This window comes from Candidatus Limnocylindrales bacterium (assembly GCA_035571835.1).
Lineage (GTDB): Bacteria > Desulfobacterota > Binatia > UBA1149 > CAITLU01 > DATNBU01.
Genome location: DATNBU010000034.1, coordinates 60,324 through 76,619, shown reverse-complemented (window position 1 = coordinate 76,619; position 16,296 = coordinate 60,324). Strand labels below are relative to the sequence as shown.

Annotated in this window: 10 protein-coding genes; 1 reads left to right on the top strand and 9 read right to left on the bottom strand. The window is 66.5% G+C overall.

The features are described 5' to 3' along the window. Positions 1-124: 124 nt before the first annotated feature. Entirely contained in the window at positions 125-1,120 is a 996-nt protein-coding gene (locus tag VN634_15590; protein ID HXC52306.1) for a hypothetical protein, read from the top strand. Positions 1,121-1,164: 44 nt separating this feature from the next. Here VN634_15590 and VN634_15585 read toward each other — a convergent pair whose 3' ends face one another. The 9 genes from VN634_15585 to VN634_15545 all read right to left on the bottom strand — a co-directional run bounded on the left by VN634_15585 (position 1,165) and on the right by VN634_15545 (position 16,233). Continuing rightward, positions 1,165-2,289, bottom strand: coding sequence for a hypothetical protein (locus VN634_15585; GenBank protein ID HXC52305.1), 1,125 nt, complete (start codon positions 2,287-2,289; stop codon positions 1,165-1,167). 108 nt (positions 2,290-2,397) lie between these two features. Continuing rightward, positions 2,398-4,122, bottom strand: coding sequence for a DUF2079 domain-containing protein (locus VN634_15580; protein HXC52304.1), 1,725 nt, complete (start codon positions 4,120-4,122; stop codon positions 2,398-2,400). A 19-nt stretch (positions 4,123-4,141) separates the two neighbouring features. Next, a complete protein-coding gene (gene asnB, locus VN634_15575) occupies positions 4,142-6,070 on the bottom strand; it encodes an asparagine synthase (glutamine-hydrolyzing) (protein ID HXC52303.1) in 1,929 nt (642 codons plus the stop codon). Between the two features lie 59 nt (positions 6,071-6,129). Next, positions 6,130-8,400, bottom strand: a complete 2,271-nt coding sequence (gene feoB, locus VN634_15570; protein HXC52302.1) for a ferrous iron transport protein B — start codon at positions 8,398-8,400, stop codon at positions 6,130-6,132. Next, positions 8,397-8,696 (bottom strand): FeoA family protein, encoded by a 300-nt coding sequence (locus VN634_15565; protein HXC52301.1) that lies wholly within the window; start codon positions 8,694-8,696, stop codon positions 8,397-8,399. The genes feoB and VN634_15565 overlap by 4 nt, the downstream gene beginning before the upstream one ends. Positions 8,697-8,894: 198 nt before the next feature. Continuing rightward, positions 8,895-10,367 carry a dihydrolipoyl dehydrogenase gene (gene lpdA, locus VN634_15560; GenBank protein HXC52300.1) on the bottom strand — a complete coding sequence of 491 codons (1,473 nt, stop codon included), beginning with the start codon at positions 10,365-10,367 and terminating at the stop codon, positions 8,895-8,897. Between the two features lie 14 nt (positions 10,368-10,381). Then, positions 10,382-11,851, bottom strand: a complete 1,470-nt coding sequence (locus tag VN634_15555) for a 2-oxo acid dehydrogenase subunit E2 (protein ID HXC52299.1) — start codon at positions 11,849-11,851, stop codon at positions 10,382-10,384. Next, the gene (locus VN634_15550; GenBank protein HXC52298.1) at positions 11,851-14,235 is read right to left on the bottom strand and encodes a hypothetical protein; all 2,385 of its coding nucleotides are present in this window, start codon (positions 14,233-14,235) and stop codon (positions 11,851-11,853) included. Before VN634_15550 ends, VN634_15555 begins: the two co-directional genes overlap by 1 nt. Before the next feature lie 243 nt (positions 14,236-14,478). Next, on the bottom strand, positions 14,479-16,233 hold the full coding sequence (locus tag VN634_15545) for a hypothetical protein (GenBank protein HXC52297.1): 1,755 nt from the start codon (positions 16,231-16,233) through the stop codon (positions 14,479-14,481). Between the last annotated feature and the right edge of the window lie 63 nt (positions 16,234-16,296).

Sequence of the window (16,296 nt, the reverse complement as noted above, 5' to 3'; positions counted from 1 at the left end):
AAGGGTAGGCCGAACGAGTGTATGCGTTGCTGCGAGCTGCAAATTGTCCAGCTCGTGAACCGACACTTTGGCTGGCACCGGCGCCGATGTTGCCAGCTCACCGAAGCCTTCGAGGTATCCGTCTATGAAGTCGATGACGATGGCGATTGCGGCTGCGTTGATCTTTCCACTCGCGACGTCGACTCTCGCCGCCGAAACCGCAAGCGGTAATTCTCTCGATAAAGATCGCAGCACGATCTCGTGTCTGTGCGGCAGGGATGCCGATGGGTCTGCGAGCAGGTGTTTTGTAGATACGCTGTGCGAGGACAGAGCCGACTGCCAGTCGGACGGCGAGTGCCCCGCAGGCCAGATGTGTCTGGATGAAAACAGCTGCTGCGGCGAACGGAAGTGCGTCGAGGCGTGCAGCTCCAAGACCTGCACCGTCGCCGCAGGACACGGCGTCTGCCTTGCCTACGATGCGTGTACGTCGGGGGACGGCGGCTGCGGCTTCAATTCTGCGCCGGCGTCCGGGGTTCGGGCGCTCATGGTACGCAGCTACGCAGCATGTCCCGGCATCAATTATCCGACGGCGAATACGGAAACGAGCAGCGACACGGACGCCTGCGCGCCTGTCGTTCCAAGCGGTGATTCAGGATCGCAGACCTTTTACAGCTATGGACTGAAGGGCAAGTGCGATTTCCGGACGCGCGCAAGCGTGCTCACGGACTGCGCGGGCCTGACGGCGGCTGACGGCACGTCGCTGAATCTTCCGTCGGGCGGTTGCCACCTCACCAAAGTGACCGTGGCCTGCAGCGGAATCACTCGATCCGATGGTCATAGCCTGATCGACGGGCCCGCCGATAGCGGATGGACGCTGAGCATGCTCTGGCGAATCACCATCAACGATGCGAACGGACCGATGACACTCGGCGATATCCCCGTGACATTCGGTTTCTCGACACCGGTGGGAGGCGGAATGGAAGTGAACAGCAACAGCGCAGTCGCACTGGCGCCGATGATCGGCGACGACGCCGCGCTGCCGCCGTGTACGTCGATCGAATTCGACAAGGTCACCATCAAGGATCCCGGTGGACGGCCATTTGCCGCAGTCGGCGCCGGAGCCACGGCTCCACGCTTCTGACAGGAACCGTTGCACCGACCGGAAGAGTTTGAGCTCGACCTGCTCTACTCCGCGCCATCGAGAAACCCCGTCAGCCCCGACGTCTCGTGCGGCCCGATCGCAATCTGCTCGAGCACGCCGACGCCTTCTTCGCCGTTCATCGTCGCGCGCACGACCTGCTGCGTGTGCAGGTTGTCGAACGCGAGCGGATCGAGGTCGGCCTGTTTCCATGATTCGCCGGCCATCGCGAGCTCGCCTTTCCAGTGGCCGTGGCCCCACTCCTGGTGCTGGTAGCCGATTCCTTTCATCTGGAACGTCAGCAGCGACTCGAGCGCGATCTCGTGGCGCGCGCCGCCACGCTCGACGAGCGCGATATTGGCGCGCCGTGCGCGCCGCATGCCGGGAAAGTACTCGAGCTTGTGCTCGACCCTCGCCATGTAGCGGATCGCAGGATCGTTGACTCCCGGGATGTCGTCGGGCCTCTCGTAGACCGGGACGATCGCGCCGTCCTGGTGCCACGGGCGGCCGTCGCTGTCTTCGAACGTCGCGAAGTGCGTGCAGCGGGTCTTCCACTGGATCGGCGCCCACAGGAAAAAGAACTGCGGCATCTCCATGCGCGGCGCACCGTCCATTTCGGGCGCACCGACCGGACGGATTCCCCAAGAGCGATCCTTGGTGCCGAATACGCGCTCGCGATCGATCGCGAGCGTCTTGCCGTCGTAGCGGATCGTTCCCTGCCAGCGTCCGTACTGCGCGAAGCGCGTCGCATCCATGAAGATGCGCTGGCCGTAGTGCCGCGTCTGACGCCCTTCCTCCACGCACGCCGTCCGTGCAGTAAATTCGAGGTCGACCTCGATTCCCGTCGAATTGGATTCGAGGCGCACGCGCGTGCGCTTCATCGGCTCGACGACTTCGATCGAAAACGGACCGACCACCGTCTCCGACGGTTCGCTCGGCGCGCGCCGCGAGGCATGGAAGCTGTGCTGCTCGCCGTCACGCGCAATCGAAAAGCCGCAATCGAGAATGCCGCGATGCGGATACAGGCCCATCCCGACGCCGAAATAGAACTCGCCGTCGTTCGCGTAGCCGTTGAACCAGTAGCGATCGTAGACGTTGCGGTCGCTCGACGCCGGATGGGCGACCGGTTCGGGAGTCTGATGAATCGGATAATCGTCGAATTTTGAAAGCACGGGATTCTCCTGTTCTTCGAACGTCGGGTACGGCGGCGCGCATCGGTCAGCTACAGGTTTTTTGCCTCCTGCGCGAGAGCAGGACCGCGGCCACCGAAGCGCCGGCGGTCATGGACCGGCCGGCGGTGGACACGCCAGCTCATACGAACGACTCCGTGCGCGTTTTCCGATGCGCAGCACGTCGGCGTTTGCCGCCTTGCCATCGCCGTCGGCGTCGCAAACGGCGAGCGGGCATTCGTGTCCGGTCATGATCGCGTCGGCAATCCATTGCACGTCTTCGAGCGTCACCTTGCCGTCGCCGTCCCAGTCGCCGCACGATGCGTGCTCGCTCAGCGCCACGCGCTTGACCCGCTGGTACAGGCTCGTGCTGCGGTCGCTGTGAATCAGCCGGAAGCGCCTCGAGTCGAGAACGGCATCGAGGTTCTGGCGAACCGGCACGTGTCCGGGGATGTCGCGTACCACGACGTATTCGACGGTTTCGGGGTCGTGCGTGTTCTCGCCGTCGATGCCCCAGTTACTGATGTGGAACGGATTGGGGAACATGTAGATCAGCGGCCGGTGCGCAAGCTGCGGCACCAGCGAATAATCCGCGGAGACTGCGGCATCGCGAGGTATCTTCGAGAGCACGCGCCGGACCTGCGCGAGCTCCGGATCGACGCGCAGAAATTTCCACTCACCGACGAGGTCGGCCATCCGGTGAACGGGAATCTTGCTCCACGCAATGTTTTCGGCGACCACCGCAACCATGATCGCGGCCGGAACGAGCCATGACACTATCCGTGATGCGCGACCCGCCTCGCGCTGCCTCAACCAGCCGACAGCGAACGCAAAGCCGTCGATCGCCCCGATGTAGAGAAACGGAAGCACCGACGTCTGGTAGTGATACTGAAAGCTTCGCATGTAGCCGGCATCGCTCAGCAGGTTGGCGAGCAGCGCCGGAATTGCCGGTGCGACCGACAGCGGCGCAAGCACGAACAGGAACAACAGCGGCGCTCCGAGCGAGGCGAGGTACGTCACGCTCTCGGTCCGTGCCAGCCGATGATAGATCCACGACAGGTCGGTGTGATGCGCGCCCACGCCGCCGAGAAAGTACTGCTCGTCGAAACGGAAGAACCCCACTCCGTTGAAGTGCGGAAGAATGACGAGCATGCAGAGTGCGAAGTAGCTCGCCGAAACGGCAAGCACCGCCGTCCCCAGCCGCCGTCGCGACCGGTCGAGCATCAGCACCAGACCCATCGCGACGAACACCAGCGGTACGTCCTCCTTGCACGACATGGCCAGAACAGCAGTCGTCCAGAACGCCGGCAGCTGGCCGCGGCGCAGGAACCATATCGACGCGACCAGCAGCGTCGTCGCAAATGCGTCCGGGTGCGCGTGATCGAGGTTGAGGTTCTGCACGGCCGGATGAAGCAGCCAGCTCGCCGCTACGGCCGGTGCGAACCACCGGTGACCGGGCACCTTCTGCTCGGCAATGCGCAGCAGCAGCCAGGCCGCGGCCGCGATCACGATACTCTGCAGCACGAGCAGCGCGCGTACGTCGTCCCAGATCCAGTAGAGCGGTGCGAGCACGAACGAGAACAGCCGCACGTGATCGCCGAGCAGATGCAGGCCCCTGACCGTGACGAAGTAGTTGGTGCCGTGACCGGCAAGCCAGATGCCCTGGTCGAACGTGCCGAGGTCGAACGCGTACGTCTTGAGCCGTCCGTGGGCGACGCATGTGTAAAGGCTGAAGTAGGTTGCGTAGAGTGCGATCAGGCAGCCGGCGACAAGCCGGGCCGGGCGCAGGCTGCGCGCTGGCGGCGGCGCCGCCGGTGGATGCGGTTCAACCATCATCTTCGGAAATCCGGGCCGATCACGAGGCCGGTCGGAAGCGCTCCTGCAGCATGCATGCGCTCAGCAGCACCATGAGCGCGGGATCGATCGCCGTGCGAGCGGCCACGTCCATCGCCGGCAGCGAATCGAGCAGGCCGACGACTTTGCTGCGATCGTAGAACGGCAGCGCTTCCATCGACGGCCCGCGAAGTGTCGTCTGCAGCAGCTCGTGCAGCCGTTCGTCGGGTGCGAGCGCGACCGGCGGGCTCGTGAACGGATGCTTGTGGCGGCCGTAGACCGTGTCGGTCAGGACCGGCCTCGCCGCTTCGCGAAGAACGTACTTCTCGGTCATGCCGCGGATCTTCTGCCGGACGGGCAGCGAGCGCACCAGCTCGACCAGATGGTGGTCGAGGAACGGCACGCGTCCTTCGACCGAATGCGCCATCTCCATGCGGTCGCCGAGCATTGCGAGCACGTAGTTGTTGAGGTGGGTTTTTCCCCACAGGTACAGCGACTGGTGAACCGGCGGCCGGCCGGTGAGCTGACCGGCGACGTCGATGCCGTCGAGCACGGCACGGAACGAATCGCGGCCGTCGTGGCGGGCAGCAAAATCGGAGGCGAACAGCCGGTGCAGCTTGAACCCCGTGCTTCCGAACGCCTCCATCCACGACGGCGCGAAACCGAGAACGTCGCGTACACCGTCGAGCGGGAGCTGCGCACCGTCGGGCAGCAGCAGTCCACGAGAGACAGGATTTGCGTTGTCGAGCTCTTCGAGAAGGCCGCGGACGACGGCCGGATCCTGCCCGTCGTTGTCGTAGAGCAGCATGTCGCGCCGGAACGGCGGATATCCGCCGAGAATCTCGTCCGATCCTTCGCCGGTCAGCACCACCTTGTAGCCGGCTTCGCGCACCGCACGGCTGAGCACGAATTTGGCAACGCCGTGCGCGTTGAGACACAGCGTCTCGCCGTGCGCGATCACATCGCCGAAGCAGTCGGCAAGATCGCTCTGGTGAAGCGGGATCGGATGGAACTCGGCGCCGCAGCGCTCGGCCATTTCCTTCGCGATCGCTTTCTCGTCGTACTCTGCGCGGTCGAAGCTGAGCGTGAACGTACGGATCGGCGTCGTCCGGTGCCGCATGGCGAGCCCGAGCACGGCACACGAGTCGATGCCGCCGCTCAGATAGCAGCCGACCGGAACGTCGGCGCGCAGCCGCAGGCGCACGGCCTCGTCGAGAGCGGCATGGAACGCCTCGGCGCACTCCCCATCGCTGCGCGGCGCAATTGCACCGGTAAGCGGGTAGTCGAAGTCCCAGTAGCAGACAACGTCGATGCGGCCGTCGCGTGCGAGCAGATAGTGACCGGGCGGCACCTGCCGGATGCCGGCGAACAGCGTGCGGTCCTGGCGCGGCACGATCAGGCTGTTGGCGTCGAAGAACGACTCGTGATCCCAGCGCGCGGGAACTCCGGCGGCGAACAGCGCCTTGATCTCGGACGCGACATGGAGCGAGCCCGCGTGCTCCGCGTAGAAAAGCGGCTTGATGCCGAAGCGGTCGCGCGCGGCAAACAGCGTTTTATCCGCATCGTCCCACAGCACGAATGCGAACTCGCCGCGCAGCTCCTTCAGGCATGCGGGGCCGAGATCCTCGTAGAGATGGAGCGCAATCTCGCTGTCGCTGCGCGTGCGGAGGCGGTGCCCGCGCGCTTCGAGCTCGCGCTGGATCCGCTCGTAGCCGTAGAGCTCGCCGTTGACGACACCGTGGATGCGGCCGTCTTCGTTCTCGAGCGGCTGGTCTCCCGTCGACAGGTCGATGATCGAAAGGCGCGCGTGCCCGAGCCCGGCGTGACCGTCGGTCGAGATCCACGTGCGCTGCGCGTCGGGACCACGGTGGAACAGCGCCCGCACGCCGGCGTCCAGCGCGTCGTGATCAACGCGCCGATCGTTGGTGACGATTGCAACGATGCCGCACATGGCCGGCTTCTACACTGCCGCAGCAAAACCGAAAGCCGGCAACGGCGACCGGCAGTCCGTCAGCCGAGCCCTGCGAGCTTTCCGCCCTGGTAGACCGCGAAGCTCGCGACCCAGGCCAGCACGGTCATGTACGCGAACAGGAACGCCGGCCACCGCCATCCGCCGGTCTCGCGCCGCACGACGGCGAGCGTGCTCATGCACTGGCAGGCGAGAGCGAAGAAGACCATCAGCGAAAGCCCGACGAGCGGGCTGTAGACCGGGCGTCCGTTGGCGTGCACGTCGGCGCGCATCTTGTCGCGCAGCGTGACGCTGGTTTCGTCGGACTTGTCGCCGACCCCGTAGATGACGCCCATCGTCGAGACGAACACCTCGCGCGCGGCGAACGCGCCGACGATGCCGACGCCGATCTTCCAGTCGAAGCCGAGCGGAGCGATCGCCGGCTCGAGCGCTTTGCCCATGCGGCCGCCGAAGCTGTTCGCCAGCGAATCGGCTTCCCACTGCGCGTGGGCCGCCGGCGGCGCATCGGCCGGCGGCTCGGGAAGCTTCGGGAACGACAGCAGCACCCACAGCCCGATCGTGCACCACAGGATCACGCTGCCCGCTTCGGTCAGGAACATCTTCGAGCGCAGCCACATGAGCTGCAGGACGCTGCGCACCATCGGCATGCGGTACGGCGGAAGCTCGAGGATGAGCGGAACACGCGGGCCGCGCAGCACCGTGCGGCCGAACACCGCAGCGGCGGCAAGCGCCGTGGCGGTGCTGAACAGGTACATCGCGATCATCAGGAGGCCCTGCACCGGCACGACGCCGAACATCTTCGACGGCGGATACAGCGCCGCGATGATCAGCGTGTAGACCGGAAGCCGCGCCGAGCACGTCATCAGCGGGATCACCATCATCGTCAGCAGGCGGTCGCGCCGGCTCTCCATCGTGCGCGTCGCCATGATCGCCGGGATCGCGCACGAAAAGCCCGACAGCATCGGCACGAACGCGCGGCCGTGCAGGCCGACCGACTTCATGATGCGGTCCATCAGGTACGCGACGCGCGCGAGGTATCCGGAGTCTTCGAGCACGCCGAGCATCAGGAAAAGGAGCAGGATCTGCGGCAGGAAGACCAGCACGTTGCCGACGCCGCCGATCACGCCGTCCACCAGCAGATCGGTGAGAACGCCGGCCGGCAGCACGGCCGTGAGCCATCCGCCGAGCGCGGCGAATGCCGTCTCGATCAGCTTGATCGCCGGATCGGCCCACGCGAACAGCGACTGGAAGACGACGAACATGACGACCATGAACGTCGCGAAACCCCACACCGGATGGAGCAGCACCGAGTCGATGCGCTCGGTAAGGATTGCAGTGCGCGCCGGAGCGAACAGAGACGGTACGTGCGCGTCGAGGAATTCGTAGCGCGCACCGATGATCTCGCCGTCGATGTCGCGTCCGCGCGCGGCGGCCCGAACTTCACCGACGCGTGCGCGAAGATCGGCCGGAATGCCCTCGAGCTCGTCGTCGTCGTGGACGCTGGTGAGCGCCCACAGCGCGAGCGCACGGCGCCGGCTCACGAGCTGGTCGGAACCGACGTGCGCGCATTCGATCGCGACATCGTCGCCGAGCCATTCGGCCGGCATCGCATCGGCAACGCGGTCGGCGTGCGCGACGACGGCATGCGGATAGCGGATGTGGACGTGCGGAGCCGCCGGCGGCGACTGGAGGCTGGCCGCGACAGCCGCTTCGAGCTCGGCCACGCCCTGACCGCTTCGCGCCGAAGTCGGAATGCATGGAACTCCGAGCAGCAGCGAAAGCGCACGGGCATCGGGCACCGCGTCACCCGCTTCATCGATCAGGTTGAGCGCGACGACCGCGCGAACGCCGAGCTCGAGGATCTGCAGGACCAGGTAGAGGTTGCGTACGAGCTGGGTCGCATCGACGACGATCAGCGCAAGGTCGGGACGCGGATTGCCGTTCCAGCCGAGGATCGCATCGATCGCAATCTTCTCTTCGCTCGAACGCGCCGACAGCGAGTAGCAGCCCGGAACGTCGAACACTTCGGCATCGATCGGCGTACTGCCGCGGCTGCCAAGACTGGTTCGTCCTGAACGGCGATCGACGGTGATTCCGGGATAGTTGCCGACGCGCGCGCGCTGGCCCGTGAGGCGGTTGAACAGCGTCGTCTTTCCGGTGTTCGGATTGCCGACGACGGCGATCAGCGGGAGACCGCTTCGTTTTGCGCTGGCGCCGCGTGCGCTCCGGGAAGAATCGGCGGACGCCGGAGCCGGATCGTGGCAGGAGGCGACCGCCGGTTGGTGACGGGAGGCGACCGCCGGCGTGCTCACAGCTTGCAGCCTGCGCAGGCATCGTTGCCCGGCGCGACCGGCTCGGGCGAGAGAATGTCGCGCTCTTCGCCGGCGAAGACGGTGACTTCGGCCGCCTCGGCAAGACGGATCGACAGCCGGCAGCCGCGCACCAGCAGTTGCAGCGGATCACCGAGCGGCGCGACGCGGACCACTTCGACCGTGGTCCCGGGGACCAGACCGAACTCCATCAGCCGGCGGCGAAAACCGGGCTGACCTCCGACCCGGAGCACCTTGGCCCGGCTTCGGAGCGGAAGCTTGGAGAGCGGAGTCACCATCGGAGCGGATTCTACCTCAATCGGGCCTTTCTGAAAACGATGTTCAATTTCGGAGTATGGCAGGGGCCGGCCAGCGGTCAACTCGATCTGAGGGGGGTCGGACCGTGCGCCCGGCCGGCGGGTCCTGCCAACGATTCAGAGGTGGTGCCGGAGGTCGCAGAATCGGCCGGCCATGTGGCACGAGAGCGCTGGTAAGGTTCAGGATTTTGCGCGGGCCGGTGGCTCGGGTGCGGAGCCGCTCGCCTGTCCGCCGGCGACCCCGGCCATGACGGGGAACGCCGCCTCGACCGACTCGTGGACCGCCTCCGACAGCGTCGGATGCGGGAATACCGTGGCCAGGATTTCTTCCTCGGTGGCTTCGAGCGTGCGCGCGAGCGCGAACGTCGCGACGAGCTCGGTGACCTCCGGTCCGATCATGTGCGCGCCGAGCAGCTCGCCCGAGTCCGCGTCGAAGACCGTCTTGACGAAGCCCTCGGTGTCGCCGAGTGCGCGGGCCTTTCCGTTTCCGACGAACGTCGAGCGGCCGCATCGCACGCTGCGTCCGCTCGCGACGGCGGCCTCTTCGGTCAGGCCGACGCTTGCCACCTGCGGCATCGCGTACGTGCACGACGGCGACGCGTCGACGGCGAGCGATCGCAGGCCGCCCGCTCCGGCGATCCGATCGATGCAGATCACCGCCTCGCGGCTCGCCTTGTGCGCGAGCCACGGCGGACCGACGAGATCTCCGATCGCGTAGATCCCCGGCTCGTCGGTCGCGAGCCATTCGTCGACGACGATGTGTCCGCGCTCGATGCGCACTTTCGTCTGCTCCAGACCGAGGTCCTCGACGTTCGCCGAAATTCCGGTGGCGACGAGCAGATGATCCGCGGTGATCGTTTCGGTTTTCTTCGCGGCGTCGCTTCCGGTCTCGACCGTTGCGGTCATCGAGCTGTCGGTCTTGGTGATCGCAGCGACCTTCGCATCGGTCAGGATGCGCACGCCCTGCTTGGTCATCGCGCGGCGCATCGCTTCGCTGATGTCCTTGTCTTCCATCGGCAGGATGCGCGGCAGCATTTCGACGAGCGTCACTTCGGCGCCGAGCATGCGGTAGAAGCTCGCGAACTCGACGCCGATCGCGCCGGCGCCCATCACGAGGATCGAACGCGGCATGGCAGCGGGCGTCAGCGCCTCGCGATATGTCCAGACGATGCGGCCGTCGCTTTCGAAGCCGGACGGAACGCGTGCGCGCGCACCGGTCGCGAGCACGATGTGCGCAGCCTCGAGCAGCAGGTCGCCGCTTGCGCCGCCCGAAACCGCCACGCGGTGATCTCCCGCCAGGCGGGCGCTTCCCTGGAACACCGGAATCTTCGCGGAGCGAAGCAAGGACTCGACGCTCTTCTCCATGCGCGCCGCGGTTTTCTTCGCGCGCTCGGCGATGGCGCCGATGTCGAACGAAACCTTTTCGATGGTGACGCCGAACGACGCCGCATTGCGGGCCAGTGCATAGACTTCCGCCGAGCGCAGCAGCGCCTTGGTCGGAATGCATCCCTGGTTCGCGCACACGCCGCCGAGGCGGTCGCGCTCGATGACGGCAGCGGACAGGCCGCGCTGGCGTGCGCGCAGCGCCGCGACGTAACCGCCGGGGCCGGCGCCGATCACGACGACATCGAAACGTTGATCGCTGGCGGCCACGACGTCCGCCCTTTTCAGGCCAGCATCCGCGCGGGATCTTCGAGCAGCCGGCGGATCTCACCGAGAAGCTTTGCCCCGGTCGTGCCGTCGAGCACGCGATGATCAGCCGAGACCGTAAGCGTCATCACCGTGCCGGCCACGACCTTGCCGTCTTCGACAACCGGCCGCGCTTCGGCGGCGCCGACGCCGAGAATGCACGACTGCGGCGGATTGATGATCGCGAACAGCGACCCGACGCCGTACATGCCGAGGTTCGAGATCGTGAACGTCGCGCCGTCGTATTCGTGCGGCGCGAGCTTGCCGTCGCGGGCGCGGGCGGCAAGGTCGCGGATGGCTTCGCCGATCGCGACGAGCCCGAGCGTATCGACCGCGCGTACGACCGGCGTGATCAGCCCGTCGTCGAGGGCCACGGCCACCGCGATGTCGATCGGCTCGTGGCGCACGATGCCGCCTTCGCCGTCGATCCACGAAGCGTTCGCTTCCGGCACGCGGCCGAGCGCAATCGCAGATGCGCGAACCACGAAGTCGTTGACGGAAATCGAAAGGCCGTCCGCCTTCAGCCGCTCGCGCGTATCGAGCAGGCGATCGACGCGGCAATCCACCGACAGGTAGAAATGCGGAATGGTCGCTTTCGAGCGCGCCATGCGCTCGGCGATCGTGCGGCGCACGCGCGACATCGGCGCAGAAGCGCCGCCCGTCGCGGGCGCGGCTGCCGTACGGACGCCGACGCCTCTTGTCGCAAGCACCGAGGAAGCAGCGCGCGACGAGACCATCGCCAGCGGCTGCGAACGGCCGAGCGCGGCTTCGATGTCGGCCTTGCAGATCTTGCCGCCGATGCCGGTCGGCCGGATGTCGTCGAGCGAAAGCCCGGCCTGCGCGGCCATGCGCCGCGCGAGCGGTGTGGCGGCGACCTTTTCGCGCTCCTGATCCGGAACGTTTCGCTGCTCGTCGGATGCACTGCGCGCCGGCGCCTTGGTTGCGAGCGACAGACCCTTGGCCGCCGCGCTGCGCGACGCCGGTCGGGACTCCGAAGGTTTGCCCTGCGGCGGCGCGGCGCGCGAAGGCTCGCCGCCGCCGCGTTCCGGTGCTTCGCTTCCGCCCTGCACGACCTTGTCGGCCGCCGGAGCAGAAGGAGTCGCATCGTTCGACTTCGCCTGCGCAGCAGCAGCTCCTTCATTCGCTTTCGGCTGCGCGGGCGCCGCGGGGGTACTTGCTGCTTTCGCCGGACTCTTGGCCGCCGCAGCATCGGTCTCGATCTCGGCAAGCTTCGCGCCGACCGCGACCGCGCCGCTGCCGGCCGCAACGACGATCTTTGCCAGCACGCCGCTAGCCGGAGCCTGAAGATCGACGTTGGACTTTTCGGTTTCGAGCTCGGCGATCGCTTCGCCTTCGCTCACCGTGTCGCCCTCGTTCTTGAACCAGGTCGTCACCGACCCCTCGGACATCGAATCGGAAAGACGCGGCATCACGATTTCGACTCGCATCAGAGTGTCTCCAGCAGCGCGCGAGCCGCAGCGTCGACGATCGAATCCGCGTCGAGCTCATAGTGGTGGTAAAGATCGATGATATCGCCGGACTGACCGAAACGCTCGTTGCCGAGCGGCACGATGCGGTAATCGGCCACGCCGCCGAGCCACGACAGCGCCGCGGGATGGCCGTCGAGCACCGAAACCAGCGAAGCCCCGGGAGCGAGAACCGAAAGCTGCCGTTCGATGTGGCAGAGCGCGCCGCTTTCGCCGAGCCGGCGCGCACGCGAAGCCGCGACCCAGTCCGAATGACAGCGGTCCGACGAAGTCACCACCAGCAGCCCGATGCCGGGAACGTCCTCGCGGATCGCGTCGAGCGCGGCCATCGCTTCTTCGGCGACGACTCCGCTCGCGACGATCGCGATCGGCGTGCCGGGCTCCGGCGCCGCGAGCCAGTACGCGCCGTGGATGATGTCGTGCTCGAGCGTCTCGTCGATCTCGCGTTTCGGCTGCTGCAGGTGGCGGGTCGAAAGCCGCAGATACAGCGACGAGCCGTCGGGCTTCTGCATGTGCTCGAGGCCGAAGCGCAGGATCACCGCGAGCTCGTCGACGTACGACGGCTCGTACGAAAGCAGCCCGGGCTGGCTCATGCCGATCAGCGGCGTGTTGACCGACTGGTGCGCGCCGCCTTCGGGCGCGAGCGCGAGACCGGACGGCGTCGCGACCAGAATGAAGCGCGAGTCCTGGTAGCACGCGTAATTGAGCGCATCGAGGCCGCGCGCGATGAACGGATCGTAGACGGTCCCGATCGGAAGCAGCCGCGCGCCGAACAGCGAGTGCGAAAGCCCGAGCGCCGCCAGCGCGAGAAAAAGATTGTTCTCGGCAATGCCGAGCTCGATGTGATGCCCGTTCGGAGACGCGACCCACCGCTGCGTGGTCGCGACGTTCTCCTCGATGAACGCGTCCGACTGCGGCTTGCGTTCGAACAGGCCGCGCCGGCTGACCCATCCGCCGAGGTTGGTCGAGCTCGCGACGTCGGGCGACGTCGTCACGATGTGATCGGCCATCTCGCCGCCGGTGCGCGCAAGCTCGCCGAGAATGCGACCGAAGCCTTCCTGCGTCGACATAGAGTCCGCTTTCGGCGCGGTGAGCTTCGCCGGCACCGTGATCAGCGGAGATTCGAAGCGCCGCGGCGGGTGCTTGTAGAGCGGATTGGCAGCGACGAACGATTCGAGCTGCGGGGCGGCAAGCGCAGCGCCTTCCCACAGATCCCACTCGTGCCCCGGACGCACGTTCATCAGCGTGCGGAACGTTTCCATCTGCTCGGGGCTCATGAGGCCCGCGTGATTGTCCTTGTGGCCGGCGAACGGAAGACCGTAGCCCTTGATCGTGTACGCGAGGAAGCACGTCGGCTGCTCGTCCTCCATCGCACCATGAAACGCGTCGCGGATCGCTTCGAGGTCGTGACCGCCGAGATTGGTCATCAGCTGGTGCAGCTTCGCGTCGTCGTGCTCGTCGAGGATCTCGGAGATGCCGCTCGTCGATCCGAGATCGCGCACCAGGTGCTGGCGGAATTCGGCGCCGCCGCGGTAGACGAGCGACGAGTAGAGCGAGTTCGGGCAGCGCTCGATCCAGTCGCGCAGCGCATCGCCGCCGCGGCGTGCGAACACGCTTTCGAGGCGCCGTCCGTACTTGAGCGTGACCACGCGCCATCCCATGCTCTCGAAGATCGAGTCGATGCGCTGGAACAGGCGGTCGTCGCAGATCACGTCGAGGCTCTGGCGGTTGTAGTCGATCACCCACCAGACGTCGCGGACGTCATGCTTCCAGCCTTCGAGCATGCACTCGAAGACGTTGCCTTCGTCGAGCTCGGCGTCGCCGACGAGCGCGATCATGCGGCCGGCGGCGGTTCCGTCCTGGACGAGCTTGCGCGCGTGGACGTAATCGCGCGTCAGCGCAGCGAAGCTCGTCATCGCGACGCCGAGGCCGACCGAGCCGGTCGAGAAATCGACGTCGTCAGCATCCTTGGTGCGAGACGGATACGACTGCGCGCCGCCGTACGCGCGGAACTTTTCGAGCGCTTCGCGGCCCTGGCGTCCGAGGATGTACTGGATCGCGTGATAGGCCGGGCTTGCGTGCGGCTTGACGGCGACGCGATCCTGCGGCCGCAGGCAATCGAACCACAATGCCGTCATCAATGTCGTAAGCGACGCGGACGAAGCCTGGTGGCCTCCCACCTTCAGCCCGTCGCGCTTCGGCCGGATGTGGTTGGCGTGGTGGATCATCCAGCACGCAAGCCACAGCACACGCCGTTCGAGATCGCCGAGCACCGCGAGCCTCTCGTCGGGAGAAGGCTCTCCGGCGCCGCCTGGAACACGTTTGATGTTGCCGCTCGAAGACATCGGGGTTCCTGCACCGCCTTTCCGGGAGAGCTGTAGCCTCGCCGCCACGCGAGTCGGGCGTGCGTGCGATCACCACCATAGAGCCGTCGCAGGGTACAAACCAGCTACTCGTGCGCTCTGCTGCGGGCGGTGTCTTCGTGGGGTTATTCGCGAAGGATCAGAGACGCGCATCATCCGCAAGGATCCCTCCGCGGCCTCATCAACGAGGATGCTCGGCGAGCTCCATGAGGATCGTCCTTCGATTCAATGGGTCGGTGGCGCCGGTACGGACGGATCGATGGCGAAGCCTCCAGCAAGGTCACCCGGACGCCGCAGGTACAGTCCCGGATGCGGCTCGGGTGTGCATGGAAGCGGCGCGTACCAGCAGACCTGATTTTCCGGAACTCGAACGACGAGGCCGCTCGGGAGCGTCTCTTCGTGAAGACGCGGCGGGCTGGTGCCTTCGAAGTCCTTCAGCGCAAGCCATGCCTGCTCGCGGCGTTCTGCCGGCTGCGCGCTCACGGCGACGACCGCGAGCACGCACAGCACGCGCACCAGCCGGCCGGCCGTTCCGCCAATCGCCGCGATGGCGAGGATCACAAGATCGATCCCGAACATCCACAGCGTGGCGCCCTGGTATCGCGGCATCGGCGTGTTGAGGAACGTGAAGACGAACGCTGCAAGCGGAGCGAGCAGGATGATCGGCGGCACGTTTGCCGGCTCGAAGCTGTTCCGCTCGACGCCCGGCTCGCCGATCGCCGGCGCGCCGCGCTGGCGGCGGCGCCACCACTCGACAGGTCTCGCAACCGCGACCAGCGCCAAACCCACGCCGAGCATCACGAGCGGGCGCATCACGTCGGTGCCGTCCCAGCCGAGCGACGTCAGGCGAAGCTTCCACCACGCCGTGTCACGGAAGATCGTCCACAGAGGCGCAAGCTCCATCGGCCGCTGGATCCATGCGGTCGCGTCGACGCGTGCGATCCAGTCGACCGGCAGTGGAAAGATCATCGCCGGATACAGCGGATAGCCGCTCAGCACGATGTTGCGCGCGATCCACGGACCGATCGGAATCAGCGCAACGAGCGCGCAAAACGCGGTGGTCGCGGCGGCTTCCATGACCGGCGGCCGCGTCCGCCATATCCACCACAGAAGCGCCACCGCTGGCGTCGCAACCGCAAGACCCGCGATCGAAAGCTTGACCGTAAGCGCAGCGGCGCTGAGGAACACCAGCCGCAGCAGCCGCGCCCGCGACGGGGTCCTGCTGGCCAGCAGCTCGACGAGCTCGCCGGCAAGCACCAGCCCGTACAGGAACACGGCCGTGTCCGGCATGGGGCTCGTCAGGTACAGCGAGAAGATGATGTCGAGCAGCGGCACGAGCGCGAGCGCGTAGAAGAGATCGCCGACCGTCGAATGCCGGCTCGCGACGAGGCGTAAGCCGGCAAACAGTCCGCGCGCCAGCAGCGCAAGCGCAAGCAGCGTGTTGATCAGCGGATAGACGTGCTTCGCGAACGGTCCGCCGTCGAGCAGCGCGCCGTAGAGGAAATACGTGATGTTGTTTCCGAGCGGGACGAACAGGTTGGCGAGCCCGGGAACGATCGCGAACGATTCGTACCAGTGCATGGTCGGCACCAGGTACATGCCGGTATCGCCGAAGCGTGGGCCGGCAAGGGCCTGGTTGGACAGCCAGTACGCCGCGCCGAGCGCAGCGGCGATCGCGATGAAATAGCGCGTCAGCAGACGCCCGATGACACGCCACGGCCCGGTTCCGGCGACGATCCAGCCGGCAGCGCCGACGAGCGTGAAAAACACGCGGGCGCGATCATCGATCGGAAGAAACGAGTGCCAGAGCTCGAGACCGACCAGCAGCACCGCCCAGCCGATCCAGAACGACGTCCACAGCTCGCTGCCGGTCGTCAGGCGAGGTCCGAAAAGCCTTCGCTCGAGGAGTCCGAGGCCGAGGAGCACGCCGGCGAGCAGCGCCCAGGCTGCGAGAACGATCTGCTGCGCATGGACCGGCACGTCTTCTGTCTCCCTCGTGACTGTTTGCCGATGAGCTGCCTGGCTTTTGCCGACGTTCCTCTG

Excerpts from the sequence above, each read along its gene's own strand:
- VN634_15590 (HXC52306.1), top strand. The coding sequence starts at position 125 with ATGAAGTCGATGACGATGGCGATTGCGGCTGCGTTGATCTTTCCACTC.
- VN634_15580 (HXC52304.1), bottom strand. The coding sequence starts at position 4,122 with ATGATGGTTGAACCGCATCCACCGGCGGCGCCGCCGCCAGCGCGCAGC.
- asnB (HXC52303.1), bottom strand. The coding sequence starts at position 6,070 with ATGTGCGGCATCGTTGCAATCGTCACCAACGATCGGCGCGTTGATCAC.
- VN634_15565 (HXC52301.1), bottom strand. The coding sequence starts at position 8,696 with ATGGTGACTCCGCTCTCCAAGCTTCCGCTCCGAAGCCGGGCCAAGGTG.
- VN634_15555 (HXC52299.1), bottom strand. The coding sequence starts at position 11,851 with ATGCGAGTCGAAATCGTGATGCCGCGTCTTTCCGATTCGATGTCCGAG.
- VN634_15550 (HXC52298.1), bottom strand. The coding sequence starts at position 14,235 with ATGTCTTCGAGCGGCAACATCAAACGTGTTCCAGGCGGCGCCGGAGAG.